The organism is Bradyrhizobium sp. MI1.10, from assembly GCF_055811035.1.
Genome location: NZ_JBVVPN010000042.1, coordinates 24,443 through 48,231 on the forward strand (window position 1 = coordinate 24,443; position 23,789 = coordinate 48,231).

The window sequence follows — 23,789 nt, forward strand, 5'->3', positions numbered from 1 at the left end:
TAATGGATATAAGAATCATAACATATATAAATATCGAGCCGCCAGCTACGATGCTTCCAACGCCGAGAATGGCGCGGGAGAAGCGTTCGGATGAGGATCTGCTTTATCGGAGCGGGAGCCTTGGGCTCGACCATCGGCGGTACGTTGGCGCGCGGCGGGGCCGAGGTCTGGCTGATCGATCCGTTCCAGGCTCATGTCGGCGCAATCAATGCCGGTGGCCTGCGAATACTCGAAGATGGCGCCGAGACCGTCGTGAAGGTCACTGCTTGCACCTCCGCGGCTCAGGTCGGCGTAGAAGCGGACCTCGTCATTATCCTCGTCAAATCCTACCACACGCGGGATGCCATCCGTGCCGCGGCGCCGATCATCGGGCCGCGGACGGTCGTGATGTCGCTTCAGAACGGTCTTGGTCACGAGGACATCCTGTCGGAGGAGGTTGGTCGTGACCGGGTCATGGCGGGCAAGACCTACGTCGGCGGTGTGCTGCTCGGCCCTGGTCATGTTCGTTCCGGGGTCATCGGCAAGGAGACCATCATCGGCGAGCTTGATGGGCGCTTGACAGAACGTGCGCAGCGAATCTCCGAGACCTTTAATCGCGCCGGCATTCTCACGCTGCTCAGCGACAACATCTTGGGCACGATGTGGGACAAGTTGTTCATCAACGTCGCCGGAGGAGGAATTACCGCTGTGACCGGGCTGACTTATGGCGGCCTGTATTCGCTGCCGGTTCTGGAAGATTGCGCGCTGGCCGCAATCTCGGAGGGCATCTCGGTCGCGCAAGCTGCTGGCGTGAAGATCTCGATTACCGATCCGCGACGCGCCTGGTCGATGGCGTCCGCTGGACTGCCGCCCGAGTTCAAGACGTCGATGTTGCAGAGTTTGCAGTCCGGCAATCTCACCGAGGTTGACTACATCCACGGCTCCGTCGTGCGCTGGGGCGCCAAGCTCAGCGTGCCGACCCCCGTCAATTCCACCCTCGTCGCGCTGGTCAAGGGCATCGAATACGCCCGCAGCGACTATCCTGGAAAGTCCTGAGATGTCATTGCCCCGCGCTTATGTCGAACACGTCGCGATCCGCGTGCCGGACGTTGATCGTCACGTCGACTTCTTTCGTGAGGTGCTTGGTCTCGCCATTCGCGATGAGCAACCCGCCGATGGTACGCGCCCGCGTCAGGTTTGGGTGCTCGGAAGCGTGCAACTCATCGAAGATCCGAATTTCGTCGGACCAGAGGGGCGCCTCGCCCATCTCGGCATCATGGTCGACGATTACGAGGGTGTGCTCACCCGTGCCGCCGCCTGGGGCGCCAAAGCGTTGCCCGCCGGGCCGAACTGGCTCGAGCTGCCGGGCGGGCTCAACGTCGAAATCTTGCAAGCCAGCGCAGGCGCCGTGGAAGCCGCCCTGGCGATCAATCCCCGTGCCTAGAGGAAGACGCGACATGACAGATGAGCGCTACTGGGACGATGCCAAGGTCGGCGATGAATGCGTAACCCCCTCGGTGACGGTCACCGAAGCAATGGTGAATGCCTATGCCGAACTGACGGGCGATTTCACGCCGGTCCATGTCGACGAGGAGTACGCGAAGACAACGCCGTTCGGCACCCGCGTCGCGCATGGGTTGTTTGGTCTGTCGCTCGCTGACGGATTGAAAACGCGTGCCGCCTACCGGTTCCTCCCGGGAATGTCGCTGGGCTGGACATGGGATTTCAAGCTGCCGATCAAGCTCGGGGACACCGTGCATGTGAAGTTCCGCGTTGGTTCAATGCGCGGCACAAAGAGGGATGGGTGGGGCATCGTTGTGCTGCCTTCGGAACTCATCAATCAGCGCGGCGAGGTCGTTCAGCTAGGTGAGCATCGGCTGATGATCCCGATGCGCCCGAAGACCAGCGCTGCAGGAGAGCAGGCATGACCGCGCAAGATCTGCCGCTCAAAGGCATTCGCGTCATCGACTACAGCCATTTCCTGGCCGGCCCGTTCATGGGCCGTTGCCTCGCCGCGATGGGCGCGGAGGTCATCAAGGTGGAGCGCCCAAAGGGGGGCGACGCAGGCCGGGCCCATGGATATTTCAAGGACGGACAATCCGGCTACTTCCTGCAGCAGAATATGGGGAAGCAGGGACTTTGCATCGACCTGCGCGACGAGCGTGGTCTCGACATGATGATGAAGCTGGTCGACACGGCCGATGTCTTCATCGAGAATTACCGACCCGGCGCACTCGAACGTCTCGGTCTCGGTTACAAAGCACTATCAGCGCGGAATCCGAGGCTGATCTATTGCTCGGTCTCCGCCTATGGCCATACCGGTCCCTATGCCGATCGTCCGGGCTTCGGCCTGATCGCAGAGGCGATGTCGGGTGCGCTGGCGCAACTGGGCAATCCCGGCGAACCGCCGCCGCTGCTGCGGATGCCGCTGGCCGATATGTACACTGGCATTCATGGCGTCGCTGCTATCAATGCGGCGCTGGTTGGCCGTGCGTCGTCCGGGCGCGGCCAACATATCGATCTGGCGCTGTACGATTGCATGGTCTCGATGCACGACTATGCGGTTCAGCGTTACTTCCTCTCGGGCGGCGCTGACCTGCCGAAACAAACCGGCAGCGGACAGCCGGATTCGACCGTTTACGGCGTCTTTCCGGCCAAGGACGGCAATCTTGTCATCGCTGCGCAAGTCGATGATGCGTGGCGACGATTGGCGAGCCTGATTGGAGGAGACACGCTGGCATTGGACGAGCGTTTCGCCAAGCCCGCCGCGCGGAACGCCCATTATGCTGAAGCCATGGAGATTGTGCGCAACTGGACGCTATCGCAGCCGTCTCGAGATGCGTGTCTTGCGGCACTCGAGGAAGCAGGTGTGCCGTCCGCTCCCGTGCAGACCATCGAAGAGGTCGTGAGGGATCCGCAGATCCATGCGCGCGGCATGCTGGTCGAGCAGGAGCATCCGGTGCTCGGCAAGGTAACGCTGCCGAACCTGCCGTTCCGGTTTTCCGATTGCGACACCACGGTGCGCACTCCGGCGCCACTGCTTGGACAGGACAATCGTCGCATTGCTGTCTCGCTGGGACTGTCGGCCGAAGCCGTCGACGCGATGGTGCGCGACGGCGTGCTCTACAACGAAGCTGCAGTGCAGGAGTGAGCGATGAGCGATCGCTATGCGGTGATTGGCAATCCGATCGGCTTCAGCAAGTCACCTTTCATCCATGGCACTTTCGCCAAAATGATGGGACAGGATCTCGTCTATGAGGCGATCGAGGGGCCCATCGATGGCTTCAGCGCACGGGTTGATCAATTCCGGACGGAGGGCGCCAAGGGGCTGAACATCACCGCCCCGTTTAAGCTCGATGCCTTCGCTTATGCAAATGAGCTCTCAGAGAGCGCCCAACGCGCAGGTGCCGCAAACTGCCTGAAGTTCGAGGGCGATCGGATCATTGCCGAGAATTTCGACGGAATCGGCCTGGCGCGTGACATCACTGCCAATCTCGGCGTCAAAATGGTTGGCCGGCGCGTCCTGATGCTCGGCGCTGGGGGAGCGGCACGTGGCGCGTTACTGCCGTTTCTGCGCCAGCAACCGTCCGAGCTGGTTCTCGTCAATCGAACGCTGTCCAAAGCCGTGGCATTGGCCGAAGAGTTTGCCGGCTGTGGTCCCCTGATCGTGAGCGGCTACGCTGAACTGGCCGACCTTGCCGAGGGGTATGACGTCGTGGTCAACGCGACTTCTGCCAGCCTGCGAGGTGAAATGCCGCCGCTTCCGAGCAATGTCTTCCAGGGCGCGGAGCTGGCGTACGAACTTGCCTATGGCAAAGGATTGACTCCCTTTCTGCAAGCGGCCCGCACTGAAGGCGTGGCCAAGTTGGCTGACGGCGTCGGCATGCTGGTCGAGCAGGCGGCGGAAGCCTTTGTCTGGTGGCGTGGCGTCCGACCGAGCACGGCCCAGATCATCGCCGAATTGACTGTCCCATTGAGCTGACGGACGACGCCGACAATGCATCCTAAACCCAGTTTTCTCGTCGGCCTGATCGGCAGCGGCATCTCGGCGTCTCGCACGCCGCCCATGCACGAAGCGGCCGCAGACGCCGCTGGCATCCGCTATCTCTACAAGAAGATCGATCTGGTCGAGTTGAACCTCGGGGTCGAAGCGTTACCGGAATTGCTCACGGCCGCAAGGCGGATGGGCTTTGACGGATTGAACGTGACCCATCCCTGTAAGCAGGCGATCCTTCCACTGTTGGACGAGCTTTCGCCCGACGCGGAGGCGCTTGGCGCTGTGAACACCGTGGTCGTCAGAAAGGGCCGGATGACCGGCCATAACACGGACTGGTTCGGCTTTGCCGAGAATTTTCGCCGCAGCATGCAAGGTGCACCACTCGGTCGTGTCGTGCAATTCGGCGCAGGCGGCGCGGGCGCGGCGGTTGCTTTCGCGCTCATGAAGCTTGGCGTGCAGGAACTGACCATCATAGACGTCGACTTGGCCAAGGCGCAGAGCGTGGTCGACGGCTTGTCCTCTCGATTTGTCAAAGGGCGCTTGAGGGTCGGCCGGGATGTCGCAGCGGCCGTGGCTGCCGCAGACGGAATTGTAAACGCGACGCCCATTGGCATGGACAAGTATCCGGGAACGCCGCTGCCGCTGGCAATCCTCTGTTCCGGTCTCTGGGTCGCTGAGATCATCTACTTCCCGCTGGAGACCGCGCTGCTGCGCGCGGCGCGTACCCTCGGCTGCCGCACGGTCGATGGTGGCGGAATGGCAATCTTCCAGGGCACCGAAGCATTCCGCCTGTTCACGGGCGTCTCGCCTGATCCAGACGTCTTCTTCGCAACTTTCGCATCCCTGGGAGGATGACATCCGGCCGATGGGCGAGCGGTACGCACAACGCCCGAGAGGAAACGCAAGATGGGCTACACGCTCGATTTCTCGGTGGTTTGGCACGCAATGCCCGCGTTGCTGTGGGGTTGCGTGGGGACGTTGGGTTTGGCGCTTGCTGGCATGACGCTCGCAATGATCATCGGCGTCGCGGGCGTCGCAGCCCGCGATGCGAAGGCGGCTTGGTTGCGCGCCATCGTGATCGGCTTCGTCGAAATCGTGCGCAACACGCCGTTCCTGGTGCAGATCTTCTTTCTGTTCTTTGCACTGCCACTCGTCGGGGTAAAGCTCAATCCGACTGCCACCGCCATTATTGCGCTCGGTGTGAACGGAGGGGCATACGCCATCGAGATCATCCGCGGCGGCGTGCAATCGATTCACAAAGGGCAAATCGAGGCCGGCTACGCGCTCGGACTGCACAAAGGGCAGGTATTCCGTTCCATCGTACTCAAGCCCGCGCTTCGCGCGATCTATCCCTCGCTCACGGGACAGTTCATCATGCTGACGCTGACCTCGTCGATCTGTTCGGCTGTGTCCGCCTATGAATTGACGTCGGTTGCGCAGCGCATCGAAAGCGACACATTCCGCAGCTTCGAGGTCTATTTCTTCGTCACTTTCCTCTACCTCGCGATCTCCTGGCTGCTGATGGCGGGCTTCGCAATCATCTCTCACCGCTTCTTCTCATATCCGACGCGCTGAGGAGCACAGATCATGACACCGCATTTCGGCCTTCCCGAGTTCGGCTTCCTCCTGCGTGGTCTGCAATGGACGGTGCTGCTGACGCTGGTTGCATTCGTCGGTGGCTGTACCGCCGGCCTGATCGTCGCACTGTTGCGCACCTGCGGTCGCACGACTGTGGAATGGATAGTCCGGATCTATATCGGAATCTTCCAGGGGACACCGCTGCTGCTGCAACTGTTCGTGGTGTACTACGGCTTGGCGCTCCTCGGATTGAAGCTGTCGGCATTCGTTGCGGTCGCGATCGGGTTCACCGTCAACGCCTCGGCTTTTCTCGGCGAGATCTGGCGCGGCGCAATCCAGGCCGTGCCTCGCGGTCAGACCGAGGCTGCAATGGCGCTCGGTCTGCATTATTCCGCGCGCATGCGCGACATCGTGCTGCCGCAAGCCATTCGCATCGCGCTGCCGGCGACCATCGGCTATCTCGTGCAGCTCATAAAGGGCACCTCGCTCGCTGCCATCGTCGGCTTCATCGAACTCGCCCGCGCCGGTCAAATCGTATCGAACCAGACCTACCAGCCGTTGCTCGTCTTCGGTGTGGTCGGCGCAATGTATTTCATCCTCTGCTGGCCACTCTCATGGTGGGGCAGTCGGGTGGAGGCCAGGCTCGCCCTGGCCGGTCAAAGGTAGGTTCGGCGCACCTACTCAATCAAACACAGCCATCACCAGGAGGAGATACTCATGTTGTTTTCGCTCAATCGTCGCCAGCTCGGCATTGCGCTGCTGACGCTCTCGGCCATCGTTGTCGCAGGCGGCTCGCAGGCGGGCACGCTGGAGGACGTGAAGAAGAAGGGCGTCGTCGTCATCGGCATTCAGGGCGATAATCCGCCCTGGGGCTATGTCGATAGCTCGGGAAAGCAGGATGGGATCGATGCCGACATGGGGCGCGCCTTCGCTGAATATCTCGGCGTGAAGGCCGAGTTCGTCCCGCTGGCGGTGGCCAACCGTATTCCGGCGCTGACCACAGGCCGGGTGGACATTCTGTTCGCGACCATGGCCATGCTGCCCGAGCGCGCGAAGGCGGTACAATATTCCAAACCGTATGTTGCCAATGAGATTACACTGGTCGCTGCCCAGGCAACTCCGATCAACAGTAATGCCGATATGGGGAAGTACGTTATCGGCGTCCCACGCTCCTCCACGCAGGACACCCAAGTCACCAATAATGCTCCTGCGGGCGCCGAAATCCGCAGGTTTGATGATGACGCGGCCACAATCCAGGCGCTGCTCTCGGGTCAGGTGCAGGCGGTCGGCGCAAACAGTTTCTACCCGCAGCGTCTGAACGCTGCAAAGCCGGAACTTGGGTTCGAGCCCAAGCTTCACTTCACCGCCTTGTACAACGGGGCCTGCACGCGCCTGGGAGAGAAGGAGTGGAACGAGACGGCGAACAAATTCATCGACCAGATCAAGTCCAATGGCAAATTGGCCGGTTTCTACGCCAAGTGGATGAAGGCGCCCGTGCCAATCTTCCCCGACTCAGTCCCCGGAGTTCCGTTCACAGTTCAATAGTCACTGCAAGCGGCCGACGCGCTGGGCGCGTTGGCCGTCGTCCGATAACGGAGGTCGAATCCATGCAGGACCAGATCCTGATCGAAATGAAGGGCGTGCAGAAATGGTACGGCGGGTACCAGGCTCTCCGCAACGTTGATCTCACTGTGCGCCGAGGTGAAAAGATCGTGCTCTGCGGTCCTTCCGGTTCGGGCAAGTCGACGCTGATACGCTGTATCAACCGCCTGGAGGCGATCCAGCAGGGCAGTATCGTGGTGAACGGTCATCGGCTGGACGACAGCATCAAGGCCATCGATGTCGTGCGTCAGGATGTCGGCATGGTCTTTCAGAGCTTCAACCTTTTTCCGCATATGACGGTCTTGCAGAACTGCATGCTCGCGCCCATTCGCGCGCGCCGCATCGGCAAGACCGATGCGGAGGCGACCGCGCGAAAATATCTCGAGCGGGTGCGCATTGGTGAGCAGGCCGAGAAGTATCCGGCTCAACTCTCGGGCGGTCAGCAGCAACGTGTTGCGATCGCGCGTGCTCTCTGCATGCAGCCCAAGGTCATGCTGTTTGATGAACCGACCTCGGCTCTCGATCCGGAAATGGTCAAGGAAGTGCTCGACACGATGATCGGTCTCGCCAACGACGGCATGACCATGATTTGCGTCACCCACGAGATGGGTTTTGCCCGCCAGGTCGCCGACCGCGTCATCTTCATGGCTGAAGGGCAGATCATCGAAGAAGGTGTGCCCGACGCTTTCTTCCGCAATCCGCAGCACGCTCGCACCAAGCAGTTCCTTGGCGAGATCCTAGCCCATCACTGAACGGAGTTATTCCATGAGTCGTCTTGTCTACGTCCTCAACGGGCCAAATCTCAATTTGCTCGGCAAGCGTCAGCCCCACATCTATGGCCACGAGACGCTTGCGGATGTGGAGCGAGATTGTCGGGGGCTAGCCACGGAGCTCGCTCTGGAGCTACGCTTTCACCAGTCGAACAGAGAATACGAGTTGATCGATTGGATCCACGAGGCACGCGAGACGGCTGTCGGCGTCGTGATGAATCCCGCGGCTTTCACCCATACGTCAGTCGCCATCCTGGATGCTTTGAACACGTTCGAGGGGACAGTGATCGAGGTGCACATTTCCAATGTGCACAAGCGCGAGGAATTCCGCCACCACTCGTTCGTTTCCAAACGAGCTGATGGCGTTATTGCAGGCTTCGGCACTCAGGGTTATCTGCTCGGCTTGCGTCGCGTGGCCAAGCTGCTCGATGAGAAGAAGGTATAGAATCGCATGAGTGCACCCATCCGCCTGACGGTCATGGGAGCGGGTCTCATCGGCAAGCGACATATTGAACATATTCTCGCGCGGCCGGAGGCGGTGCTGTCGTCGATCGTCGATCCGACGCCGGCGGCACGAGAGTTGGCGGTTTCGCTGAACGTGAACTGGTTTCCGTCCTTTCGGGACATGCTCTCCGAAAGTCGGCCCGACGGGGTGGTCGTCGCCACCCCCAACCAGATGCACGTGGCGAACGGCATGGATTGTATCGCTGCGGGCATCCCGGCGCTGATCGAGAAACCCTTAGCGGATGATGTCGTTGCTGCACAGGCGTTGGTCGAAGCCTCCGACCGGGCGGGCGTGCCGTTGCTAACCGGCCACCACCGCCGCCACAACCCGATGATCCAGCGCGCCAAGGCGGAGATCGATAGTGGCGGGCTCGGTCAGATCGTATCGGTGCATGGCATGTTCTGGTTGATCAAGCCGGACGATTATTTTGAAGTGTCCTGGCGCCGCGAGAAAGGAGCGGGCCCCATTTTCCTGAATCTCATCCACGATATCGACCTGTTGCGGTATCTGTGCGGCGATATCGTCGCGGTACAGGCTGCCCAATCCAATCGGCTGCGCGGAAATGGCGTTGAAGAGACCTCGGTGGTGATCCTGCATTTCGCCTCCGGCGCGCTGGGAACGGTCAATGTCTCCGATACCATCCAGTCGCCTTGGAGCTGGGAATTCACCGCCGGTGAGAACCCAGCCTACAGTCGTACGCAGGAGGCGTGTTACCAGATCGGCGGCACGCGGGCATCGCTGGCTATTCCGCAACTCGATTTATGGCATCATCCGAGCAAGGCCAGTTGGTGGGCGCCGATTGAGCGCGAGCAGCTAAGATATGAGAAGGAAGACCCGCTTGGCCTGCAGATCGCAAATTTCTGTGGTGTTATCTGCGGCACGGCCACGCCTGTGGTGAGTGGGCACGAAGGGCTAAAAACGCTCAGGGTGATCGACGCGGTCAAGCGCGCAGCGGAAACCGGAGATCTCGTGTCCGTTTGATTCGGGCGCCTGTGTTCTCGCGGCGGGATCCGCGCGAAGATCGCGCTAGTCATGCTCATACTATTCCGAGAGAAACTGGTTGATCACGTCGAACGCCTGCAACCGGTTCTTCTCCAACAGAACCATGTGCGTGCCTTCGCCGATCTCGACCCATCGCCGATATCGCGCGTGTTTCAGTGAGAGGAAGAGATCCTGTGCCGAGCTGATGGGCACGTCGCGGTCCCATTCGGCGTGGACCAGAAGCACCGGCAAGCGAATGTCGCTGGGCTCGTAAAGGGCCTTGCCGGCGGCCCAGTACTCGCGGATGTCCAGGATCGGGCCGTTCACGGCACGCATGAGCGGACGAGCTCCTGCGCTGGCCTGTGGGTCTGTTGCGAGCGAGATGTCCGCCCAGAGTTCGAACCCACCTTCCGGGATGAGACTTGATCGCGCTGCTTCCGGTGCTGCCGAAAGCCAGCGCTCCCTGAAGTCCAGAACAGGGACGTGGCGATAGGCCCCGAGGCGGCCGCCCGCATCGATCGGAGCCGGGCCCTTCAGCAACCACAGTGGCGCGACGAGCGCCAGCTTTACGATCTTGTCGTTATTGCTTACCGTGTAGGCACCGGCCACAGAGCCGCCCCAGGACATCGCGACCAGATTGAGCCGCGTGATGTTGCGCTGCTTCAGGATGTATTGGACTGCGCTGGCGAGGTCACGCACGCCGACTTCCGTGCGCACAATCGGCTCAGAATCCTCCGGCGGCGCGTCCATTTGGGGCGGACGCGTCGATCCGCCATAGCCGCGCACGTCGAGTGCAAAGACGTCGTAGCCGTGCCCGGCGAGATAATCCATGAAGGAGATGCCATCGAGCGGCACATCGAACAGGCTTTCCGACGAATAGGTCGCGCCGTGCATCATCAGGATGGTTCGCTCGGCGGAAAACGTCTTGAGCGCCGCTGTTCGCTTGTTGCGCAAGTGAAGCGAGATGCCGGCCGTGTCGCTCGGGATCATGAGATCCTCGACCACGATGTCGGATCCGTCTGCCTGCGCGTAAGTTTGCTGGTCCATGATCGGTCTCCTTTATCAGACGAATTGCCAGGCGAAGCGATCGCCGCGGCAGTCGATGCGCCCGACGGACGATTGTGCGAAATGGGTGGTGAAGACGGTTGCGCCAAGCTCGGCTGCGTCCTCGAGGACGGCGGCGCGAGAGCGCGAGGCGGCCTCAGGGAATTCGCAGAAGCAGGAATTGAGCGAAGGCTCATACACCTGCAGTGGATGGTGCATCACGTCGCCGGCAAAAAGCGCCTGCTCGCCGCGGGATACGAGACGGATCGACGCGTGATCGATGCTGTGGCCGGGAGTCGGGATGAAAGAGATGCCCTCAAGGAGCTCGTCGCCATTCACTGCGATGAGCTTGGCAAGGCCGGCCTCGATCACCGGCCGCACACTGTCGCCATAGACGCGGTCGGCCGGCTTGCGCGCCGCCGGGCCGAGCGCCGGGTCGGGGCGGGCTGCCCCTGTGGGCTCCGTGCCCGCCGCGAGGCTCTCGCCATAGGCCTGCTCGATCCCGGAGAAGACGTAGGTTGCGTTCGGGAATGTCGGAATCCAGCGACCGTTGACCAGGCGCGTGTTCCAGCCGACGTGGTCGGCATGGACGTGCGTGAGCAGAACGTAGTCCACCTGTTCCGGGGTGACGCCCGCCGCCGCCAGCCGCGCCAGGAACGGCTCGTTCAGACGATGCAGCGGCGGGATGTCGGGCCTGTTCTTGTCGTTGCCGGTCGCCGTGTCGATCAGGATCGTGTGGTGCGGGGTTTTGACCAGCCAGCTGTGAATGCTTTGAATGAAGGTGCCGGTTGCAGGATCGAACGAGCCCGCCTCGAGCCGGTCGCGATGGCGCTCAAGCGCATCCGGTTCGGCGTCAGGATAGAGGGCGCCGAACTTGAATGCGGCAAGCCGCAATTCATCGATCCGCGTGACGGCTGCATCGCCAACGCGATAGGTTTTCGTCGCTTGCGTCATCAAGGTCCTCCACTCCAGGTCGTGGCTGAGCCGGCCTGATTGCCAGCGCCGCGGTGACCGGGAAGTACGAAGCGCACCACGCCGCCGGGAGGGCCGTGGGCTCGATAGGTCCCATCGACGACGTCGATATCGAAAGGCGGTCAGCCCAGCTTTTCAGACCGCCATTTTGGCTCTACCTCTCTCATCGCGGCTCGTTCGGCCGCGATCATGTGCTTTGAACGGAGGAAGACCGATGCCGGATGCGGAACACGGTCCAGGTCGGCTGGCCGACGACACCGATCTCGCCGAGATCGACCTCGGCCTATTGCTCGCCCTGGAGGCTCTGCTGCGCGAGCGGAACGTCACGCGCGCGGCGTCGCGCCTGAACATCGGTCAGCCCGCGCTATCGGCTCGATTGAACCGGCTGCGACAGGTCTTTGCCGACCCCTTGTTCGTGCCCGCGGCGGCGGGCCGCGGCGTGGTGCCGACGACGAGAGCGGTGGAGCTGCAGGCGGAGCTGGCAGACGTGCTCGGCAAGCTCCGTCGCATGGTCGAGGGACCGGCCGTATTCGACCCGGTCCACAGCCAGCGCACCTTTGTCGTTGCCATCCACGAGAATCCAGCCGTGACGCTGGCGCCCGGATTCGTCGCGCGGTTGACCTCCACGGCCGCACGGGCGCGGCTAGCCTTCGTCCATCCGACGCGCGACGTTGTCGATCGGCTTGAACGGGGCGAGATCGACATTCTGGTGACGGGGGCTGATGGGGCACACGGCGATCTGATGCAGCGCCCGCTTTTCGAGGACAGCTTCCTCTCCGCGCAGCGCAAAGGTCACCCGCGCGGCCACGGGCCGCTTGATCTCGATGGTTTTTGCGCGCTCGACCATCTGTTGATCTCCGCCGACGGTGGCGGCTTTTCTGGTCTGGTCGACGACGCACTCGCCGGGCTAGGCCGTTCCCGACGCGTCGCCGTCTCGATTCAAACCTATGCGCTGGCGCCGGTCATCCTTGCCCACAGCGACTGCATCTGCACCCTTCCGCGACGTTTTCTGATGCGATTTTCCCACGAGCTCGATCTCACGCCGCCGCCGCTTGATTTGCCGCCGGCGCGCATCGTTGCGCTGTGGCATCCGCGCAATCAGGAGGACGGAGCTCATGCTTGGCTACGTGAGTGCCTGTACCAGGCGGCCGCCTCCTGATTCGACTTGCCTCAACCGCCACCAAGTCACGCATTTAGGATTGATGATCGTCGGGACCTCTCGATCAGCGGGGTCCCGTGCCACTATTGTCGAGCGGCGATGGCCGTGATCTCGAGTTTGACGCCAGGACCGAGATCGGCCACGCCGATTGCCGCGCGCGCCGGCAGATGAGCCTCTGCAAAATGCACCTTCCAGGCCGCATTGAACTCTGCCTTTTCCTTGAGGCTCGCCATGTAGATGGTCACTTGCAAGACGTTGCTCAGATCGGATCCGAGGGTCTTGAGCAACTGCGCCAACTGCCCGAGGACGTCGTTGGCCTGGCCCGACATATCGAGGCTCGTGTCCTCGGGGACGATTCCACCGATGTAAAGCACGCCATTGTGCTCGACCACTTCGTGGAGCAGACCTTCGTAGGGCAATACGCGCTTGATCATGATGGGACCGATGTTGCTGTGTGACGGGCGGCATATCGCACATTTCAATGTCAGTGTCGTTGCAAGAGATCTCGCGCCACGTCTTACCGAAAGACCGACCGCGCGGATCTGAATGCAACCGACTAAAGCGTTGAAAATAAAAGCACAAATTGGTCGAAAAATCGCCGCCGGTCGTCCCTGCGAACGTTCGCCAATCTATCTTTGCACGAGCGCCCGGCATTTTCGCCGGCCCTGACCCGACGACATCGAAGCGCGGATCGCTATACTGCGACCCGGGTTATCGGTGCGGCCGGGACAGTGCCGCGACCGGAACAAGGAATGCGACGATGGACGATACGATTGGCTTCCCCGACCCCGGCCTCGACCTGTCCGACGGCTTCAAGCCGCACACCTCGCATTGGGGCGTGTTCTCGGCACGTCAAGGCGAGGCCGGGCTCGAGGTCAGGGCCTATGCGGGCGATCCCGATCCGAACGGCATCATAGGCAATTTTCCCGGCGCGCTGCGCCATCAGGCGCGCATCACCCAACCTGCGATCCGCCGCGGCTGGCTCGAACGCGGTCCCGGTCCGGACGATCGCCGCGGCCGCGACGAATTCGTCTCCGTCAGCTGGGAGAAGGCGCTCGATCTGCTCGGCGACGAGCTGGCACGCATCCGTGACACGCGCGGCCCCGGCGCGGTGTTCGGCGGCTCCTATGGCTGGTCGAGCGCGGGCCGCTTCCACCACGCCCAGAGCCAGGTGCATCGCTTCCTCAACATCGCCTTGGGCGGATATGTGCGTTCGGTGAACTCCTATTCCTCCGGCGCGTCCTCGGTGCTGCTGCCGCAGATCTTGGCAGGCTACGAGGACATCACCAAGCGCAACGTCACCTGGGAGCAGATCGCGGCCGATACCGACATCGTGCTGGCGTTCGGCGGCATGGCGCTGAAGAACTCGATGGTCGCAGGCGGCTCGATCAGCAAGCATGTCGAGCGCGGCGCGATGGAAGCTGCGCGCCGCCGCGGCTGCGAGTTCGTCCTGGTCAGCCCACTGCGCGAAGACCTGCCCGTCGAGGCCGGCGCCGAATGGATGACGTGCGTGCCCGGCACCGACACCGCGCTGATGCTCGGCATCGTTCATACGCTGGTCGCGGAAAACCTGCACGACCAGGCTTTCCTCGATCGCTACACCGAGGGATGGCCCGTCTTCCTGCGCTATCTCACAGGCGAGAGCGACGGCCAACCCAAGCACGCCGAATGGGCCGCAGCGATCTGCGGCGTCGACGCAAATACGATCCGCACACTTGCGCGCCGGCTCGCCGGCAAGCGTGCGCTCATTACTGTCTCCCATTCGCTCCAGCGCGCCGAGCATGGCGAGCAGCCGGTGTGGATGGGCATGGTGCTGGCGGCAGCGCTCGGCCAGATCGGCCTCTCCGGCGGCGGCTACGCCTATTCGTTGGGGGCGATCGGCTATTACGGCCGCCGCGTCAACGACGTGCCGGGGCCGACATTGGGGCAGGGCCGCAACGCTGTCCGCGATTTCATTCCGGTGGCGCGCATCGCCGACATGCTGCTCAAGCCCTGCGGCACCTATCGCTACAACGGCGAGACGCGCACCTATCCGGATATCCGCCTCGTCTACTGGGCCGGCGGCAATCCCTTCCATCACCACCAGGACATCAATCGCCTGCGCAAGGCGTTTGCGAAAGTCGACACGCTGGTCGTGCACGAACTCGCATGGACTGCTACGGCCCGGCATGCCGACATCGTGCTGCCCTCGACGATGACGCTCGAACGCGAAGACATCGGCTATTCCAGCAACGATCCCCTCATGGTCGCCATGCACCGGATCGCCGAGCCGTTCGGCCTTGCGCGCGACGACTACGAGATCTTTGCCGATCTCGCCGACCGTCTCGGCGCGCGCGAACCCTTCACCGAGGGGCGGACGTCACGGCAGTGGCTGGAACATCTTTATGAGCCGACCCGCGCCTCGCTCGAAGCGCGCGGTTTGGAGGCGCCGAGCTTCGAAGAGTTCTGGCGGCGCGGCAGCCTGGTCGTGCCGCAGCAGCCTGACGACGGCGGCCGGCTGCGCCGCTTCCGCGACGATCCCGTCAATCACGCTTTGCCGACGCCGAGCGGTCGCATCGAGATATTCTCCGCCAAGATCGCAAGTCATGGCGATGCGGATTGTCCGGGCCATCCGGTCTGGCTGGAGAAGTCCGACATGCCCAAGCCGGGGGCGCCGTGTTTTCTGGTCGCCAACCAGCCGGTGACGCGTCTGCATAGCCAGCTCGATTTCGGTGGACATTCGCTCGCCGCCAAGCATCGCGGCCGCGAGGTCGCGCGCATGAACCCAGGGGACGCTGACGCGCGCGGGATCAAGGACGGCGACATCATCCGGCTGTTCAACGCGCGCGGTGCCTGTCTTGCCGCGGTCCACGTCACCGACGGTATCGCGCCCGGCGTGGTCCAGCTCCCGACCGGCGCCTGGTACGACCCGATGGACCCCGAAGACGACGCGCCGCTCTGCGTGCACGGCAATCCGAACGTGCTGACCCGCGACGTCGGCACCTCGTCCTTTGCGCAGGGCTGCACCGGCCAGCTCACGACAGTCGAGGTCGAGAAGTTCACCGGCAATCTGCCGCCGATCCGGGCTTTCGATCCGGTGTAGAAAAAAAGGGGCCGTCCTGTGTGGGGGCAGGGACGGCCCCGAGTGGCTCGCAGGCCCGGGAGGATGAGGGCGCGAGCGGATGCTTACGCGGCTGCGCGGATCCAGTCCCTCTCCGTCAAAGGATGACGCGGCGGGAGTGCTTGCACCTCTCGCCGTTCGCCCTTGCTGGCGAGGCGCCAGCGTGCCGGGGATTGATCGCTGATGCGCTTGAAGACGGTCGAAAAATGCGCCTGCGTGCTGAAGCCGACCGCAAGCGCAATCTCCGCCAGCGGCCGTTCGGTGGTGGCCAGCAGCGTCTTGGCGTGCTCGATCCGGTGATTGAGCAGATATTCTCGGGGCCGGTAACCGGTCGCGGCGCGGAATTGCGCCGCAAAGTGCATTCTGGACAGGCCGGCGACATTGGCGAGTTCGGACAGGCTAATGCAGCGGTGGAAATGATCGGCGACATATTGCTCGACCCGCCGCAGCCGCCATTTCGGCAAGGCATTGACCCTGGCGCGTGGCAATTCCAGACGTGCGAGATGCATCGCAAGGGTCTGGCCGATGCAGCGCGTGAACTCGTGGTCCGCGGCGTCGCCAAGTTCGATCAGCGCCTTGGCAAGCTCGGCTGCGAGCGGATCGCGCAACAGGACGAGGTCATTCAATCCCTCGGTCCCGGAAAATTGTGCCGGAAATTGATCCGCGGAGATGTAAAAGTGCAAGAAGGCGCATGGCGACTGGAATTGCACGGCGAGGGGCTTCGACGGCGCGGTGAGATACAGTGTGCCCGCGGGCATGGTTCCGTCGAAAATGACCTGGCGATCCCGGGTCAGTTTCGCGCGCGTGGTCTTGAGGGCGATGCCGACGAAATAGCGATCCTCAGGGGTCGTCGCTTCGTGCGACGAGGTGCTCCGCGGGTCTTCCCATCGCGAGATCGCGATGTCCTTGGCGGCCACCCCCGCGCGCGGATCGACCTGACGCCATTGACGCTCGCGAATGATCGCTTGTGTTGCCTGAGGTATCTCGCAATCCCCCGAGGCGCCCGGAAATTCAATCCAGGCATCACTTGCCTGCAAATTGGTCAACATCGTTCGTCCTCTCCGGGCGTTCTCCGCTGTTTGCAACCAGCAAACGCGCAAAGCCCTGCTTTCCATGTTGAGAGGATAGGCGTGAGCTGACCTGCAAGCTCGTTAGTGGTGATTAGGATGTGTTAGTTTTTGTGGGAGCGCATCAGGTGCGGCATCCCGTCTCAGGAAGCGTCCTTTTTGTACAATTTATCAGATATTTGCGCATCCCCGGCCCGACATAGGAGAGCGCCGGACATCGCGTGGAGATCGACGCGGCGGCGTGAGTTCCGTGGTTTGCCCTCGCTGGACCTCGCACTGGCGCGGGGTATAGTCGCGCCGCATTTCGATGGAGCGGCCGTCAGGATGAGTCAGAAGTGACCGAGCTCTCGGCAGGACATGGCCCCCGCAGCAGCGACGCCGCGGCGATCCCAGATTTCGATGCCGTCGCGTTCGGGCCATTTTCGCTTCGGTCGCGGCTGCTGGAGAGGGATGGCTTGCCGGTCAGGCTCGGCAGCCGCGCGACGGATATTTTGCGCCTGCTGGTCAGTCGCGCCGGCGAAGTGGTCCCGAAGGACGAAATTCTCGGCTATGCGTGGTCCGGACTTTCCGTCGAGGAGGTCAGCCTGCGCGTCCATGTCGCGGAGCTGCGCAAGGTGCTCGGCGACGGAAAGGATGGTGCCCGCTACATCACCAACATCCCGGGCCGGGGCTATTGCTTTGTCGCCCCCGTGCGGCGTGGCGAACGCGCGGAGCTGGCTGCGCCGCCGTCGCGTGCGCCTGGAAGGACTGCGCCGCCACCTTCGCTGCCGCGCCGATTGGACCGGATGGTCGGGCGGGAGGACGCTGTGGCCGAGTTGGCGGCCCGCTTGCTCCGCGATCGCTTCGTCACGTTGCGAGGGCCGGGCGGCATCGGTAAGACCACTGTTGCGACCGCGCTCGCGCATGAGATGTGCGATAGCTTCGACGGCAATGTCCATTTTCTCGAATTCGGTCCGCTCAAGGACGCGGCCCTGGTCGCGAGCACGGTTGCCGCCGCCTTGGGCCTCGTCGTGCACCATGATGATCCCTCGGCCAGCATCGTCAATTTCCTGCGGGGCCGCCGGCTGCTTCTCGTGCTCGACAGCTGCGAGCACGTCATCGAGGAGGTCGCGCGGCTTGCAGAAAACATCTACCGGGCGGCGCCCGGCATCGTCATCCTCGCAACCAGCCGCGAGTCGCTGCTGGTGGAAGGCGAGCAGATTTTCGAGCTCGTTTCGCTTCCTGGTCCGCCGCAGGGCACCCGCCTCAGCGCCGGCGAGGTGCTGGCTTATCCCGCTGTGCGCCTGTTCGTCGATCGCGCCGTCGCGGCCGGGCATCGCGACGACATCACCGACGAGGATGCCGAAGTCCTGGCCCGGATTTGCGGCAAGCTCGATGGCATCGCGCTGGCGATTGAGCTGGCTGCCGCGCGCGTCGGTCTCTATGGACTGCGCGAGATGGCGGCACTGCTCGACAACCGGTTGCAGCTCGAATGGCGCGGGCGGCGGACGGCGCCGCCGCGGCAGCAGACGCTCGGCGCTACGCTCGACTGGAGTTTCGGTCTGATCGGCGAGAGCGAGCGGATCGTATTTCAGCGCCTCGCCGTCTTCGCAGGTCACTTCACGTTGAGGGGCGCGATAGCGATCGCGGCCGGGGCGGCGATGCCGGAGGACCGCGTAGTCGAGGCGCTGGAGCAGCTCGTGGTGAAGTCGCTGATTTCCACCCAGCCGGACGGCGCATCGCGGCGCTATCGCCTGCTCGACGCAACGCGCGCCTATGCCCTGCAGAAACTGGCCGATGGCGGACAGCTGGCCGAGATCGCGCGCCGTCACGCTCTCTATGTCCAATGCACGCTCGAAGCGGGCATGAAGGATGAGGGCAGCAATCATGCCTCACGTTTGCAGGAACGCGCGAGCCTGCTCGCCGATGCCCGCGCTGCGCTGCAATGGGCTTATGCCAACGACGAGGGCGCCGGCTTGCGCGTGCCGCTCGCCGGCAGCTGCACAAGGCTCTTCGTCGAACTCAATTTGCTCAACGAGGCGCGCATCTGGTCCGATCGCGCCCTCGCAATGCTCGACGAGGCCGACCGGGGCGGCGCATGGGAGCTCGAACTTCAGTCGACGCTCGGTCACGCCTTGATGTTCACCGAGCGCAACAGCGAGCAGGCGGAAGCGGCGCTCAGGCGCGGGCTGGAAATAGCGGAAGCGCTTTCCGATCACGCCAACACATTCAGGTTGTTGTCCCGGCTCAACATGTTCTACCGCCGGACCGGTCGCTATCGGCATCTGGTGCCGACTGCGCTTCACGCCGAGCGGATTGCCCGCGTCATCGGCGATACCGCGGGGATCGCCGGGAGCAAAGCGCTGCTCGGCGTGTCATATCACCTCGCCGGAGACCAGGCCGCGGCGCAAGCCCATCTCGACCAGGGCCTGCGCGACGACGCTGCGCTCCGCGGGACCCAACCCGGGCATTTCGCCTATTCACGCACACCGCAGATTCCGCTTGCGCGCGTGCTATGGCTGCGCGGCTTTCCCGATCGTGCGCTTGAATGCATCCGGCCGCTAGTCGGCGCTTCAGCGCCGCATGACGTGGTCATGCATTGTATCGCATTATGCTGGTCCGCCTCGGTGTTCGGCTGGCTCGGCGACTGGTTGTCAGTTGAGGCCATGACCGATCGCCTGGCCGCGCATGCGAGCATGCACGGACTCGTGCCCTACGAAGCCGTCGCGACGGGTTTTCGGGCACAGAGCATGATCGCTCGGGGCGAGGTGGCCGGCGGCGTCGACCTGATGCGGAGTGCGCTTCCACGCCTGCATGCCGATCGCTACGAACTCTATGCCTCGGCGTTCGCCGCGGATCTGTCTCGGGGCCTGGTCAGCTTGGGACAATTGACGCAAGGCATTCAGGTTCTTCACGAAACCATTCTACGGGTCGAGCACGAAGGCGGCGCCTTCGACATGCCCGAGCTGCTCCGTCTGCGGGGAGAGCTGGAGGCCCATGGCGGCAATCCCGACGCGGCCGAGGCGGATCTTGTCGCCTCGATCTCGCTCGCCGAACAGCAGGGCGCGTTATCCTGGCGGCTGCGAGCCGAGATGTCGCTGGCGAGCCTTCGAATCCGGCAGCGTGTGCAAATTCCGCTCGAACAGCTCGCTCGAACCTATGCCCGGTTCACTGAGGGGTTCGAGACCGCCGATCTCAGGGCAGCGCGGCGCATGTTGAACGAGCCGGCGGCCCGGTGAAGTCGAAGCGAATTTTTTGCGCGGGCCGCTACTCGAAGACGGCGTCAAAGATCTCGACGTCCATCAGTACGGGCTTGGCGACCACTGTTCCGTCGGGCCGCAGCGTCTGCGCGCGTCGGAGCGTCGGCACCACGATGCCGCCGAAGCTGTCATGGGCCCAGGAGTAGTGCGCGACTTTCATCCCGAACAGATCGTGATCGGTCCGACGTTGCAACGCGTTATCGTCGAAATAGAAGATCTGCTCGGGCGCGAGCGTGATCAGGCCCGGAGGGAACTGCGCCCGCAACCGCCGCCATGACTCGTTGTTCTCCTGCCACGGTGGCAGCTCCTCCACCACCACGTCGGGATGGGCGAGCAGGAATGGATTGGTCAGATAATTCCAGATCGCGACGCCGCAGAAGAAGACGAGATGCAGTTCGTCCGCCAGCGTAGGCGAACCGGCCTCGGTGAACGCAACGCTTGGATTGCGCCAGGTCCTGAGGACCTCACCCTCGAGGCTTTCGATCGTGATCGCGTCCGGCTGAAACGAGCCGGAATGTTCCCCTCCGGTGATGCCGGTGAAGCGGACCGACTGCGTGCGGGTCGAGCCCTCCGCCGTCACGTCCTTGAATTCGCTGGCATGTCCGGTGCTGGAGAACAGCGTTCCGGCAACGGAGAGGTGAAGCGTGAACCGGCTCAAGCTATTCCAGCGGGCCATTCCGCCGCTGGCATCAATTACATCGTCAAGAAGCGCCATGTCCCGCCATATCCACCGTGAAGTGCCAGCACCATGGCGGGGCGGATGCGGCTTGGCGTGTTAGAAGTTGTTAGGAGTTGCGAGCGGAAATTCTTGCGGTATCCCGTTGAAGATACACTCAATTCAGCGCCGCAAGGAGCTCCCTGGCTGCGACGAGATCACGGGTCTGGAAGCCCTCCTGGTACCGCGCGACGAGAGGGGCGATCAGGGCGCGCGCGTCTCCGGCTTTTCCGGCCTGGCGCCAGAACCGGCCGAGACTGATTGCCCCCCGCAGTTCCCAGCCGAGCGCACATTGGCGGCGTGACAGATCAAGCGAGTCCCGGAAGCAGCTTTCGGCCTCCGCGGCATTGCCCGATCGGGCGAGGATATCGCCCTTGACCCTCAGCATCTCGGGCATGTCGAAGGATTCGCCATGATCGGGGATCTCTGCGATGGCATCATTAATGGTCTGCAAGGCTTCGTCGGCCTGGTTCTGCGCCACGAGTCCCTCCGCGAGCGCGGTCGCAAACACCGTCGTCACGATCCGGTGTCGCGTTGCGTACAGCGTGGCCTGGCTGCGGCGGAGGTGCTCGATGCTGGCGGTGACGTCGCCGCGGCGAAGCAGCAGCTCACCCTTCTGGCCGATGCCGACCGCATGATAGGGGCCGAGGAAGTGCCGCGCCGAATGATCGATCAGCCGCTCGATCAGGATTTCCGCATTCGCCAGGTCGCCGACCCAGAGGAACACGTAGATGGTCCAGATCAAGGAAATACCGAGAGTGAGCGGTTGCTCGAGCAGCTCGGCTTCGCGAATGGTGTATCGGGACGCCTCGATCGCACGATCGGGCCGGCCGGTGAGCCAAAGCCCGCGCGCGAGCGCCACCAGTGCGACGATGCGGTCGTCATAGCCGAGATGCCCGATATTCAGCCGCTGCGAGCCGGGATTATGCAACATCGCGCTCTCGCAGAGCTGCACCGCCTTGTCCTGGTTGCCGATTAAATGATGGGCGACGCCCAGCATCCATTCGACGTTCAGCGTGCTGGCGGGATCGTTCAGCTTCCGCGCGACGCTCTCGCCCTGTTCGCCGGTTCCGAGTGCTCCGTGAAAATCCCCGACCCTGGTCAGGTAGATGTGTAATCCGCGCAGCAGCCAGAGCTGCCAGTGCAGATCCTGGAGCTCTCGGGCAAGCTGGAGACTGCGCGTGAACGCCGAGCGGACCGCTTCGGTATTGCCCTGCGTGAACATCGCGGAGACGCCGAGCGCGGCGTGCAGGATCATTTCATTGCGGCCATCCACCGCGCTCGCGTCGAGGGACGCCAGCGCCTGCTGGGTCCAGCGGTAGCATTCCGTCAGCAATGTCAGCTCAAGGAAGAACTGGGCTGCCGAAGCCGCGAGATCCACGCCGATCGTTCGGTCCCCGCCGTCCGAAAAGCTCCAGGTCAGCGCGGCCCGAACATTGGGCAGGTGGTCGGCATAGGGAAGAAAGCCGCCGGCACTCTGCATGCCCGTGGATTTGAGCGCAATGTCGCGCAGGAAATCGCGGAAATATTCGGCGTGGGCGCGTGCGACGCGGTCCGCTTCGCCGTTCTCGACGAGCTTGTCCGCGACGAAGGCACGTGTGGTGTCGAGCAGGCGATAGCGCAGCCGCCGCTCCGCAGGCGAGGTCGCGATCAGCGATTTGGAAAGCAGATTGGAGATCGCCTCAGCGGCTTCCGCCTCGCCGATGCCTTGACAGGATGCGACCGCTAGCGCGGCTTCCAGGGTGAACGGCCCGACGAACGTTGATAATCCGCGCAGCGTTGCGCTTTCGTTTGCCGGCAGCAAATCATAGCTCCAGGCGAGCGCCGCACTCAGGGTGTGGTGCCGCGGCACAGCGGTGCGCCGACCGCGCCATAGCAGCGAGAAACGGCTGTCGAGCAGCGAGGCGGTCCCGGCAATGCCGTAGGCGTTCACACGCCCGGCCGCGAGCTCGATCGCGAGCGCGATGCCGTCCAGCCGACGGCAGATCTCGGCGACGAGCGGCGCATCCTCTTCGCTGAGCTCGAATTCGCTCAGGCTCTCTGCAATGCGTTCCACGAAGAGCTGAGTTGCGGGATAGGCAAGGATGTCGGCGATGCCGAGCCCGTCGCGCTGTGGCGGGCAATCCAGTGGAAACAGCCGATGGACACGCTCACCGTCGGCGCGGAAGGATTCGCGGCTGGTGGCGAGAATATGCAGCCCGCCCGCTTCCCGGACGATGCGTTCGGCCAGGGGGGCGAGATCGTCGAGGATGTGCTCGCAACTGTCGAAGACCAGCAGCATCCGCCGGCTGCGCAGGAATGTCAGCAACCCCGGCATCGGGTCGTCGGAATTGACTGTAAGGCCCAGCGCGGCCGCAATCGTTCCCGCAACGAGCCGCGTCTCCCTGAGTGCGCCGAAATCGACAAAACACACCTGGCCGTCGAAGGCCTGGAGTTCGCCATGCGCCACCGCCAGTGCGACCGAAGTCTTGCCGATCCCGCCGGGGCCGACGATCGTGACGAAGCGATGCAAGGCAAGCTCGGCGGAAATTCTCGCGACCGCATCGTCCCGCCCGATCATCTTCGCGAGCGGCGAGGGCAGCGAGCGCGGCGCAGCGACGGGCAGGCTGGTCCGGTTCTCCGATGGGGCAGCCCGGAGCAGCGCGGCCGTGAAGCAATAACCCCGCCCGGGGACGTTGACGACGTAGCGGGAGCCTTCGCCCGGATCGCCCAAGGCCTTGCGCAGTGTCGTGATGTGAAAGCGCAGGCTGCCTTCGTCCACATTCACGTCGGCCCAGACGCGCCGGATCAACTCACGCTTGTCCACGACCTCCCCGGCGCGCTCGGCCAGAAAAACGAGAATATCGAGCGCACGGCCGCCGAGGTGAACCGGGGCGCCGTCCTTCTCGAGCAGCCGCGTCTTTGCGAACAGCCGGAATGGCCCGAAAGCAATGGCCGACTCCTGGTCGTTAGTGTCCGGCACGGGCCAATCATTCCAGTGAGAGCTGAACTCTGCACTTTGATTTAGCAGAAGGGAACCCCGAGTAAACTGGCCGAAAGTGGCGAAATCGCGTGGGGCGCCGGCAATTGGCCGTCGCGCGC

Annotated in this window: 21 protein-coding genes; 15 read left to right on the forward strand and 6 right to left on the reverse strand. The window is 63.2% G+C overall.

What is annotated here, in order from left to right; all coding sequences use genetic code 11:
- Positions 1-90: 90 nt before the first annotated feature.
- The 12 genes from AC0L3K_RS32140 to AC0L3K_RS32195 all read left to right on the forward strand — a co-directional run bounded on the left by AC0L3K_RS32140 (position 91) and on the right by AC0L3K_RS32195 (position 9,412).
- Positions 91-1,035, forward strand: a complete 945-nt coding sequence (locus AC0L3K_RS32140) for a ketopantoate reductase family protein (protein WP_354170477.1) — start codon at positions 91-93, stop codon at positions 1,033-1,035.
- Position 1,036: 1 nt separating this feature from the next.
- The gene (locus tag AC0L3K_RS32145) at positions 1,037-1,423 is read left to right on the forward strand and encodes a VOC family protein (RefSeq protein WP_354170479.1); all 387 of its coding nucleotides are present in this window, start codon (positions 1,037-1,039) and stop codon (positions 1,421-1,423) included.
- Between the two features lie 13 nt (positions 1,424-1,436).
- Positions 1,437-1,907 carry a MaoC family dehydratase gene (locus AC0L3K_RS32150; RefSeq protein WP_007601256.1) on the forward strand — a complete coding sequence of 157 codons (471 nt, stop codon included), beginning with the start codon at positions 1,437-1,439 and terminating at the stop codon, positions 1,905-1,907.
- Positions 1,904-3,130 carry a CaiB/BaiF CoA transferase family protein gene (locus tag AC0L3K_RS32155; protein ID WP_007601258.1) on the forward strand — a complete coding sequence of 409 codons (1,227 nt, stop codon included), beginning with the start codon at positions 1,904-1,906 and terminating at the stop codon, positions 3,128-3,130. Before AC0L3K_RS32150 ends, AC0L3K_RS32155 begins: the two co-directional genes overlap by 4 nt.
- Positions 3,131-3,133: 3 nt before the next feature.
- Positions 3,134-3,961, forward strand: a complete 828-nt coding sequence (gene aroE, locus AC0L3K_RS32160) for a shikimate dehydrogenase (RefSeq protein ID WP_007601259.1) — start codon at positions 3,134-3,136, stop codon at positions 3,959-3,961.
- 15 nt (positions 3,962-3,976) lie between these two features.
- Positions 3,977-4,831, forward strand: a complete 855-nt coding sequence (locus AC0L3K_RS32165; protein WP_473367548.1) for a shikimate dehydrogenase — start codon at positions 3,977-3,979, stop codon at positions 4,829-4,831.
- A 51-nt stretch (positions 4,832-4,882) separates the two neighbouring features.
- Positions 4,883-5,551, forward strand: coding sequence for an amino acid ABC transporter permease (locus tag AC0L3K_RS32170; RefSeq protein WP_007601261.1), 669 nt, complete (start codon positions 4,883-4,885; stop codon positions 5,549-5,551).
- Positions 5,552-5,563: 12 nt separating this feature from the next.
- Positions 5,564-6,220, forward strand: coding sequence for an amino acid ABC transporter permease (locus tag AC0L3K_RS32175; protein WP_219683111.1), 657 nt, complete (start codon positions 5,564-5,566; stop codon positions 6,218-6,220).
- Positions 6,221-6,271: 51 nt separating this feature from the next.
- Positions 6,272-7,099, forward strand: a complete 828-nt coding sequence (locus AC0L3K_RS32180) for a transporter substrate-binding domain-containing protein (RefSeq protein ID WP_219683110.1) — start codon at positions 6,272-6,274, stop codon at positions 7,097-7,099.
- Positions 7,100-7,161: 62 nt separating this feature from the next.
- Positions 7,162-7,908 carry an amino acid ABC transporter ATP-binding protein gene (locus AC0L3K_RS32185; RefSeq protein ID WP_354128980.1) on the forward strand — a complete coding sequence of 249 codons (747 nt, stop codon included), beginning with the start codon at positions 7,162-7,164 and terminating at the stop codon, positions 7,906-7,908.
- A 13-nt stretch (positions 7,909-7,921) separates the two neighbouring features.
- The gene (aroQ, locus tag AC0L3K_RS32190; RefSeq protein ID WP_007601266.1) at positions 7,922-8,371 is read left to right on the forward strand and encodes a type II 3-dehydroquinate dehydratase; all 450 of its coding nucleotides are present in this window, start codon (positions 7,922-7,924) and stop codon (positions 8,369-8,371) included.
- 6 nt (positions 8,372-8,377) lie between these two features.
- Positions 8,378-9,412 carry a Gfo/Idh/MocA family protein gene (locus tag AC0L3K_RS32195; RefSeq protein ID WP_473367549.1) on the forward strand — a complete coding sequence of 345 codons (1,035 nt, stop codon included), beginning with the start codon at positions 8,378-8,380 and terminating at the stop codon, positions 9,410-9,412.
- A gap of 60 nt (positions 9,413-9,472) precedes the next feature.
- On the opposite strand, the gene AC0L3K_RS32200 is transcribed toward AC0L3K_RS32195, so the two are convergent.
- The gene (locus AC0L3K_RS32200; RefSeq protein ID WP_473367550.1) at positions 9,473-10,459 is read right to left on the reverse strand and encodes an alpha/beta hydrolase; all 987 of its coding nucleotides are present in this window, start codon (positions 10,457-10,459) and stop codon (positions 9,473-9,475) included.
- A 15-nt stretch (positions 10,460-10,474) separates the two neighbouring features.
- Entirely contained in the window at positions 10,475-11,410 is a 936-nt protein-coding gene (locus tag AC0L3K_RS32205) for an MBL fold metallo-hydrolase (RefSeq protein WP_473367551.1), read from the reverse strand.
- A gap of 232 nt (positions 11,411-11,642) precedes the next feature.
- Between AC0L3K_RS32205 and AC0L3K_RS32210 the strand changes: the two genes are divergently transcribed.
- Positions 11,643-12,587 carry a LysR family transcriptional regulator gene (locus AC0L3K_RS32210; protein ID WP_473367552.1) on the forward strand — a complete coding sequence of 315 codons (945 nt, stop codon included), beginning with the start codon at positions 11,643-11,645 and terminating at the stop codon, positions 12,585-12,587.
- An 83-nt stretch (positions 12,588-12,670) separates the two neighbouring features.
- Here AC0L3K_RS32210 and AC0L3K_RS32215 read toward each other — a convergent pair whose 3' ends face one another.
- Entirely contained in the window at positions 12,671-13,021 is a 351-nt protein-coding gene (locus AC0L3K_RS32215) for a RidA family protein (protein ID WP_473367553.1), read from the reverse strand.
- Between the two features lie 326 nt (positions 13,022-13,347).
- Between AC0L3K_RS32215 and AC0L3K_RS32220 the strand changes: the two genes are divergently transcribed.
- On the forward strand, positions 13,348-15,669 hold the full coding sequence (locus AC0L3K_RS32220; protein ID WP_473367554.1) for a molybdopterin guanine dinucleotide-containing S/N-oxide reductase: 2,322 nt from the start codon (positions 13,348-13,350) through the stop codon (positions 15,667-15,669).
- Positions 15,670-15,752: 83 nt separating this feature from the next.
- Here AC0L3K_RS32220 and AC0L3K_RS32225 read toward each other — a convergent pair whose 3' ends face one another.
- Positions 15,753-16,736, reverse strand: a complete 984-nt coding sequence (locus AC0L3K_RS32225; protein ID WP_219683103.1) for a helix-turn-helix domain-containing protein — start codon at positions 16,734-16,736, stop codon at positions 15,753-15,755.
- 353 nt (positions 16,737-17,089) lie between these two features.
- Between AC0L3K_RS32225 and AC0L3K_RS32230 the strand changes: the two genes are divergently transcribed.
- On the forward strand, positions 17,090-19,972 hold the full coding sequence (locus AC0L3K_RS32230; RefSeq protein ID WP_473367555.1) for an ATP-binding protein: 2,883 nt from the start codon (positions 17,090-17,092) through the stop codon (positions 19,970-19,972).
- Positions 19,973-20,000: 28 nt separating this feature from the next.
- On the opposite strand, the gene AC0L3K_RS32235 is transcribed toward AC0L3K_RS32230, so the two are convergent.
- Both AC0L3K_RS32235 and AC0L3K_RS32240 read right to left on the reverse strand, forming a co-directional pair.
- The gene (locus AC0L3K_RS32235; protein WP_219683101.1) at positions 20,001-20,708 is read right to left on the reverse strand and encodes a hypothetical protein; all 708 of its coding nucleotides are present in this window, start codon (positions 20,706-20,708) and stop codon (positions 20,001-20,003) included.
- A 118-nt stretch (positions 20,709-20,826) separates the two neighbouring features.
- The gene (locus AC0L3K_RS32240) at positions 20,827-23,670 is read right to left on the reverse strand and encodes an ATP-binding protein (protein ID WP_473367556.1); all 2,844 of its coding nucleotides are present in this window, start codon (positions 23,668-23,670) and stop codon (positions 20,827-20,829) included.
- Positions 23,671-23,789: the final 119 nt, after the last annotated feature.

Coding starts and splice junctions, on each gene's coding strand:
- AC0L3K_RS32140 (WP_354170477.1), top strand. CDS start 91: ATGAGGATCTGCTTTATCGGAGCGGGAGCCTTGGGCTCGACCATCGGC.
- AC0L3K_RS32145 (WP_354170479.1), top strand. CDS start 1,037: ATGTCATTGCCCCGCGCTTATGTCGAACACGTCGCGATCCGCGTGCCG.
- AC0L3K_RS32150 (WP_007601256.1), top strand. CDS start 1,437: ATGACAGATGAGCGCTACTGGGACGATGCCAAGGTCGGCGATGAATGC.
- AC0L3K_RS32155 (WP_007601258.1), top strand. CDS start 1,904: ATGACCGCGCAAGATCTGCCGCTCAAAGGCATTCGCGTCATCGACTAC.
- aroE (WP_007601259.1), top strand. CDS start 3,134: ATGAGCGATCGCTATGCGGTGATTGGCAATCCGATCGGCTTCAGCAAG.
- AC0L3K_RS32165 (WP_473367548.1), top strand. CDS start 3,977: ATGCATCCTAAACCCAGTTTTCTCGTCGGCCTGATCGGCAGCGGCATC.
- AC0L3K_RS32170 (WP_007601261.1), top strand. CDS start 4,883: ATGGGCTACACGCTCGATTTCTCGGTGGTTTGGCACGCAATGCCCGCG.
- AC0L3K_RS32175 (WP_219683111.1), top strand. CDS start 5,564: ATGACACCGCATTTCGGCCTTCCCGAGTTCGGCTTCCTCCTGCGTGGT.
- AC0L3K_RS32180 (WP_219683110.1), top strand. CDS start 6,272: ATGTTGTTTTCGCTCAATCGTCGCCAGCTCGGCATTGCGCTGCTGACG.
- AC0L3K_RS32185 (WP_354128980.1), top strand. CDS start 7,162: ATGCAGGACCAGATCCTGATCGAAATGAAGGGCGTGCAGAAATGGTAC.
- aroQ (WP_007601266.1), top strand. CDS start 7,922: ATGAGTCGTCTTGTCTACGTCCTCAACGGGCCAAATCTCAATTTGCTC.
- AC0L3K_RS32195 (WP_473367549.1), top strand. CDS start 8,378: ATGAGTGCACCCATCCGCCTGACGGTCATGGGAGCGGGTCTCATCGGC.
- AC0L3K_RS32200 (WP_473367550.1), bottom strand. CDS start 10,459: ATGGACCAGCAAACTTACGCGCAGGCAGACGGATCCGACATCGTGGTC.
- AC0L3K_RS32205 (WP_473367551.1), bottom strand. CDS start 11,410: ATGACGCAAGCGACGAAAACCTATCGCGTTGGCGATGCAGCCGTCACG.
- AC0L3K_RS32210 (WP_473367552.1), top strand. CDS start 11,643: ATGCCGGATGCGGAACACGGTCCAGGTCGGCTGGCCGACGACACCGAT.
- AC0L3K_RS32215 (WP_473367553.1), bottom strand. CDS start 13,021: ATGATCAAGCGCGTATTGCCCTACGAAGGTCTGCTCCACGAAGTGGTC.
- AC0L3K_RS32220 (WP_473367554.1), top strand. CDS start 13,348: ATGGACGATACGATTGGCTTCCCCGACCCCGGCCTCGACCTGTCCGAC.
- AC0L3K_RS32225 (WP_219683103.1), bottom strand. CDS start 16,736: ATGTTGACCAATTTGCAGGCAAGTGATGCCTGGATTGAATTTCCGGGC.
- AC0L3K_RS32235 (WP_219683101.1), bottom strand. CDS start 20,708: ATGGCGCTTCTTGACGATGTAATTGATGCCAGCGGCGGAATGGCCCGC.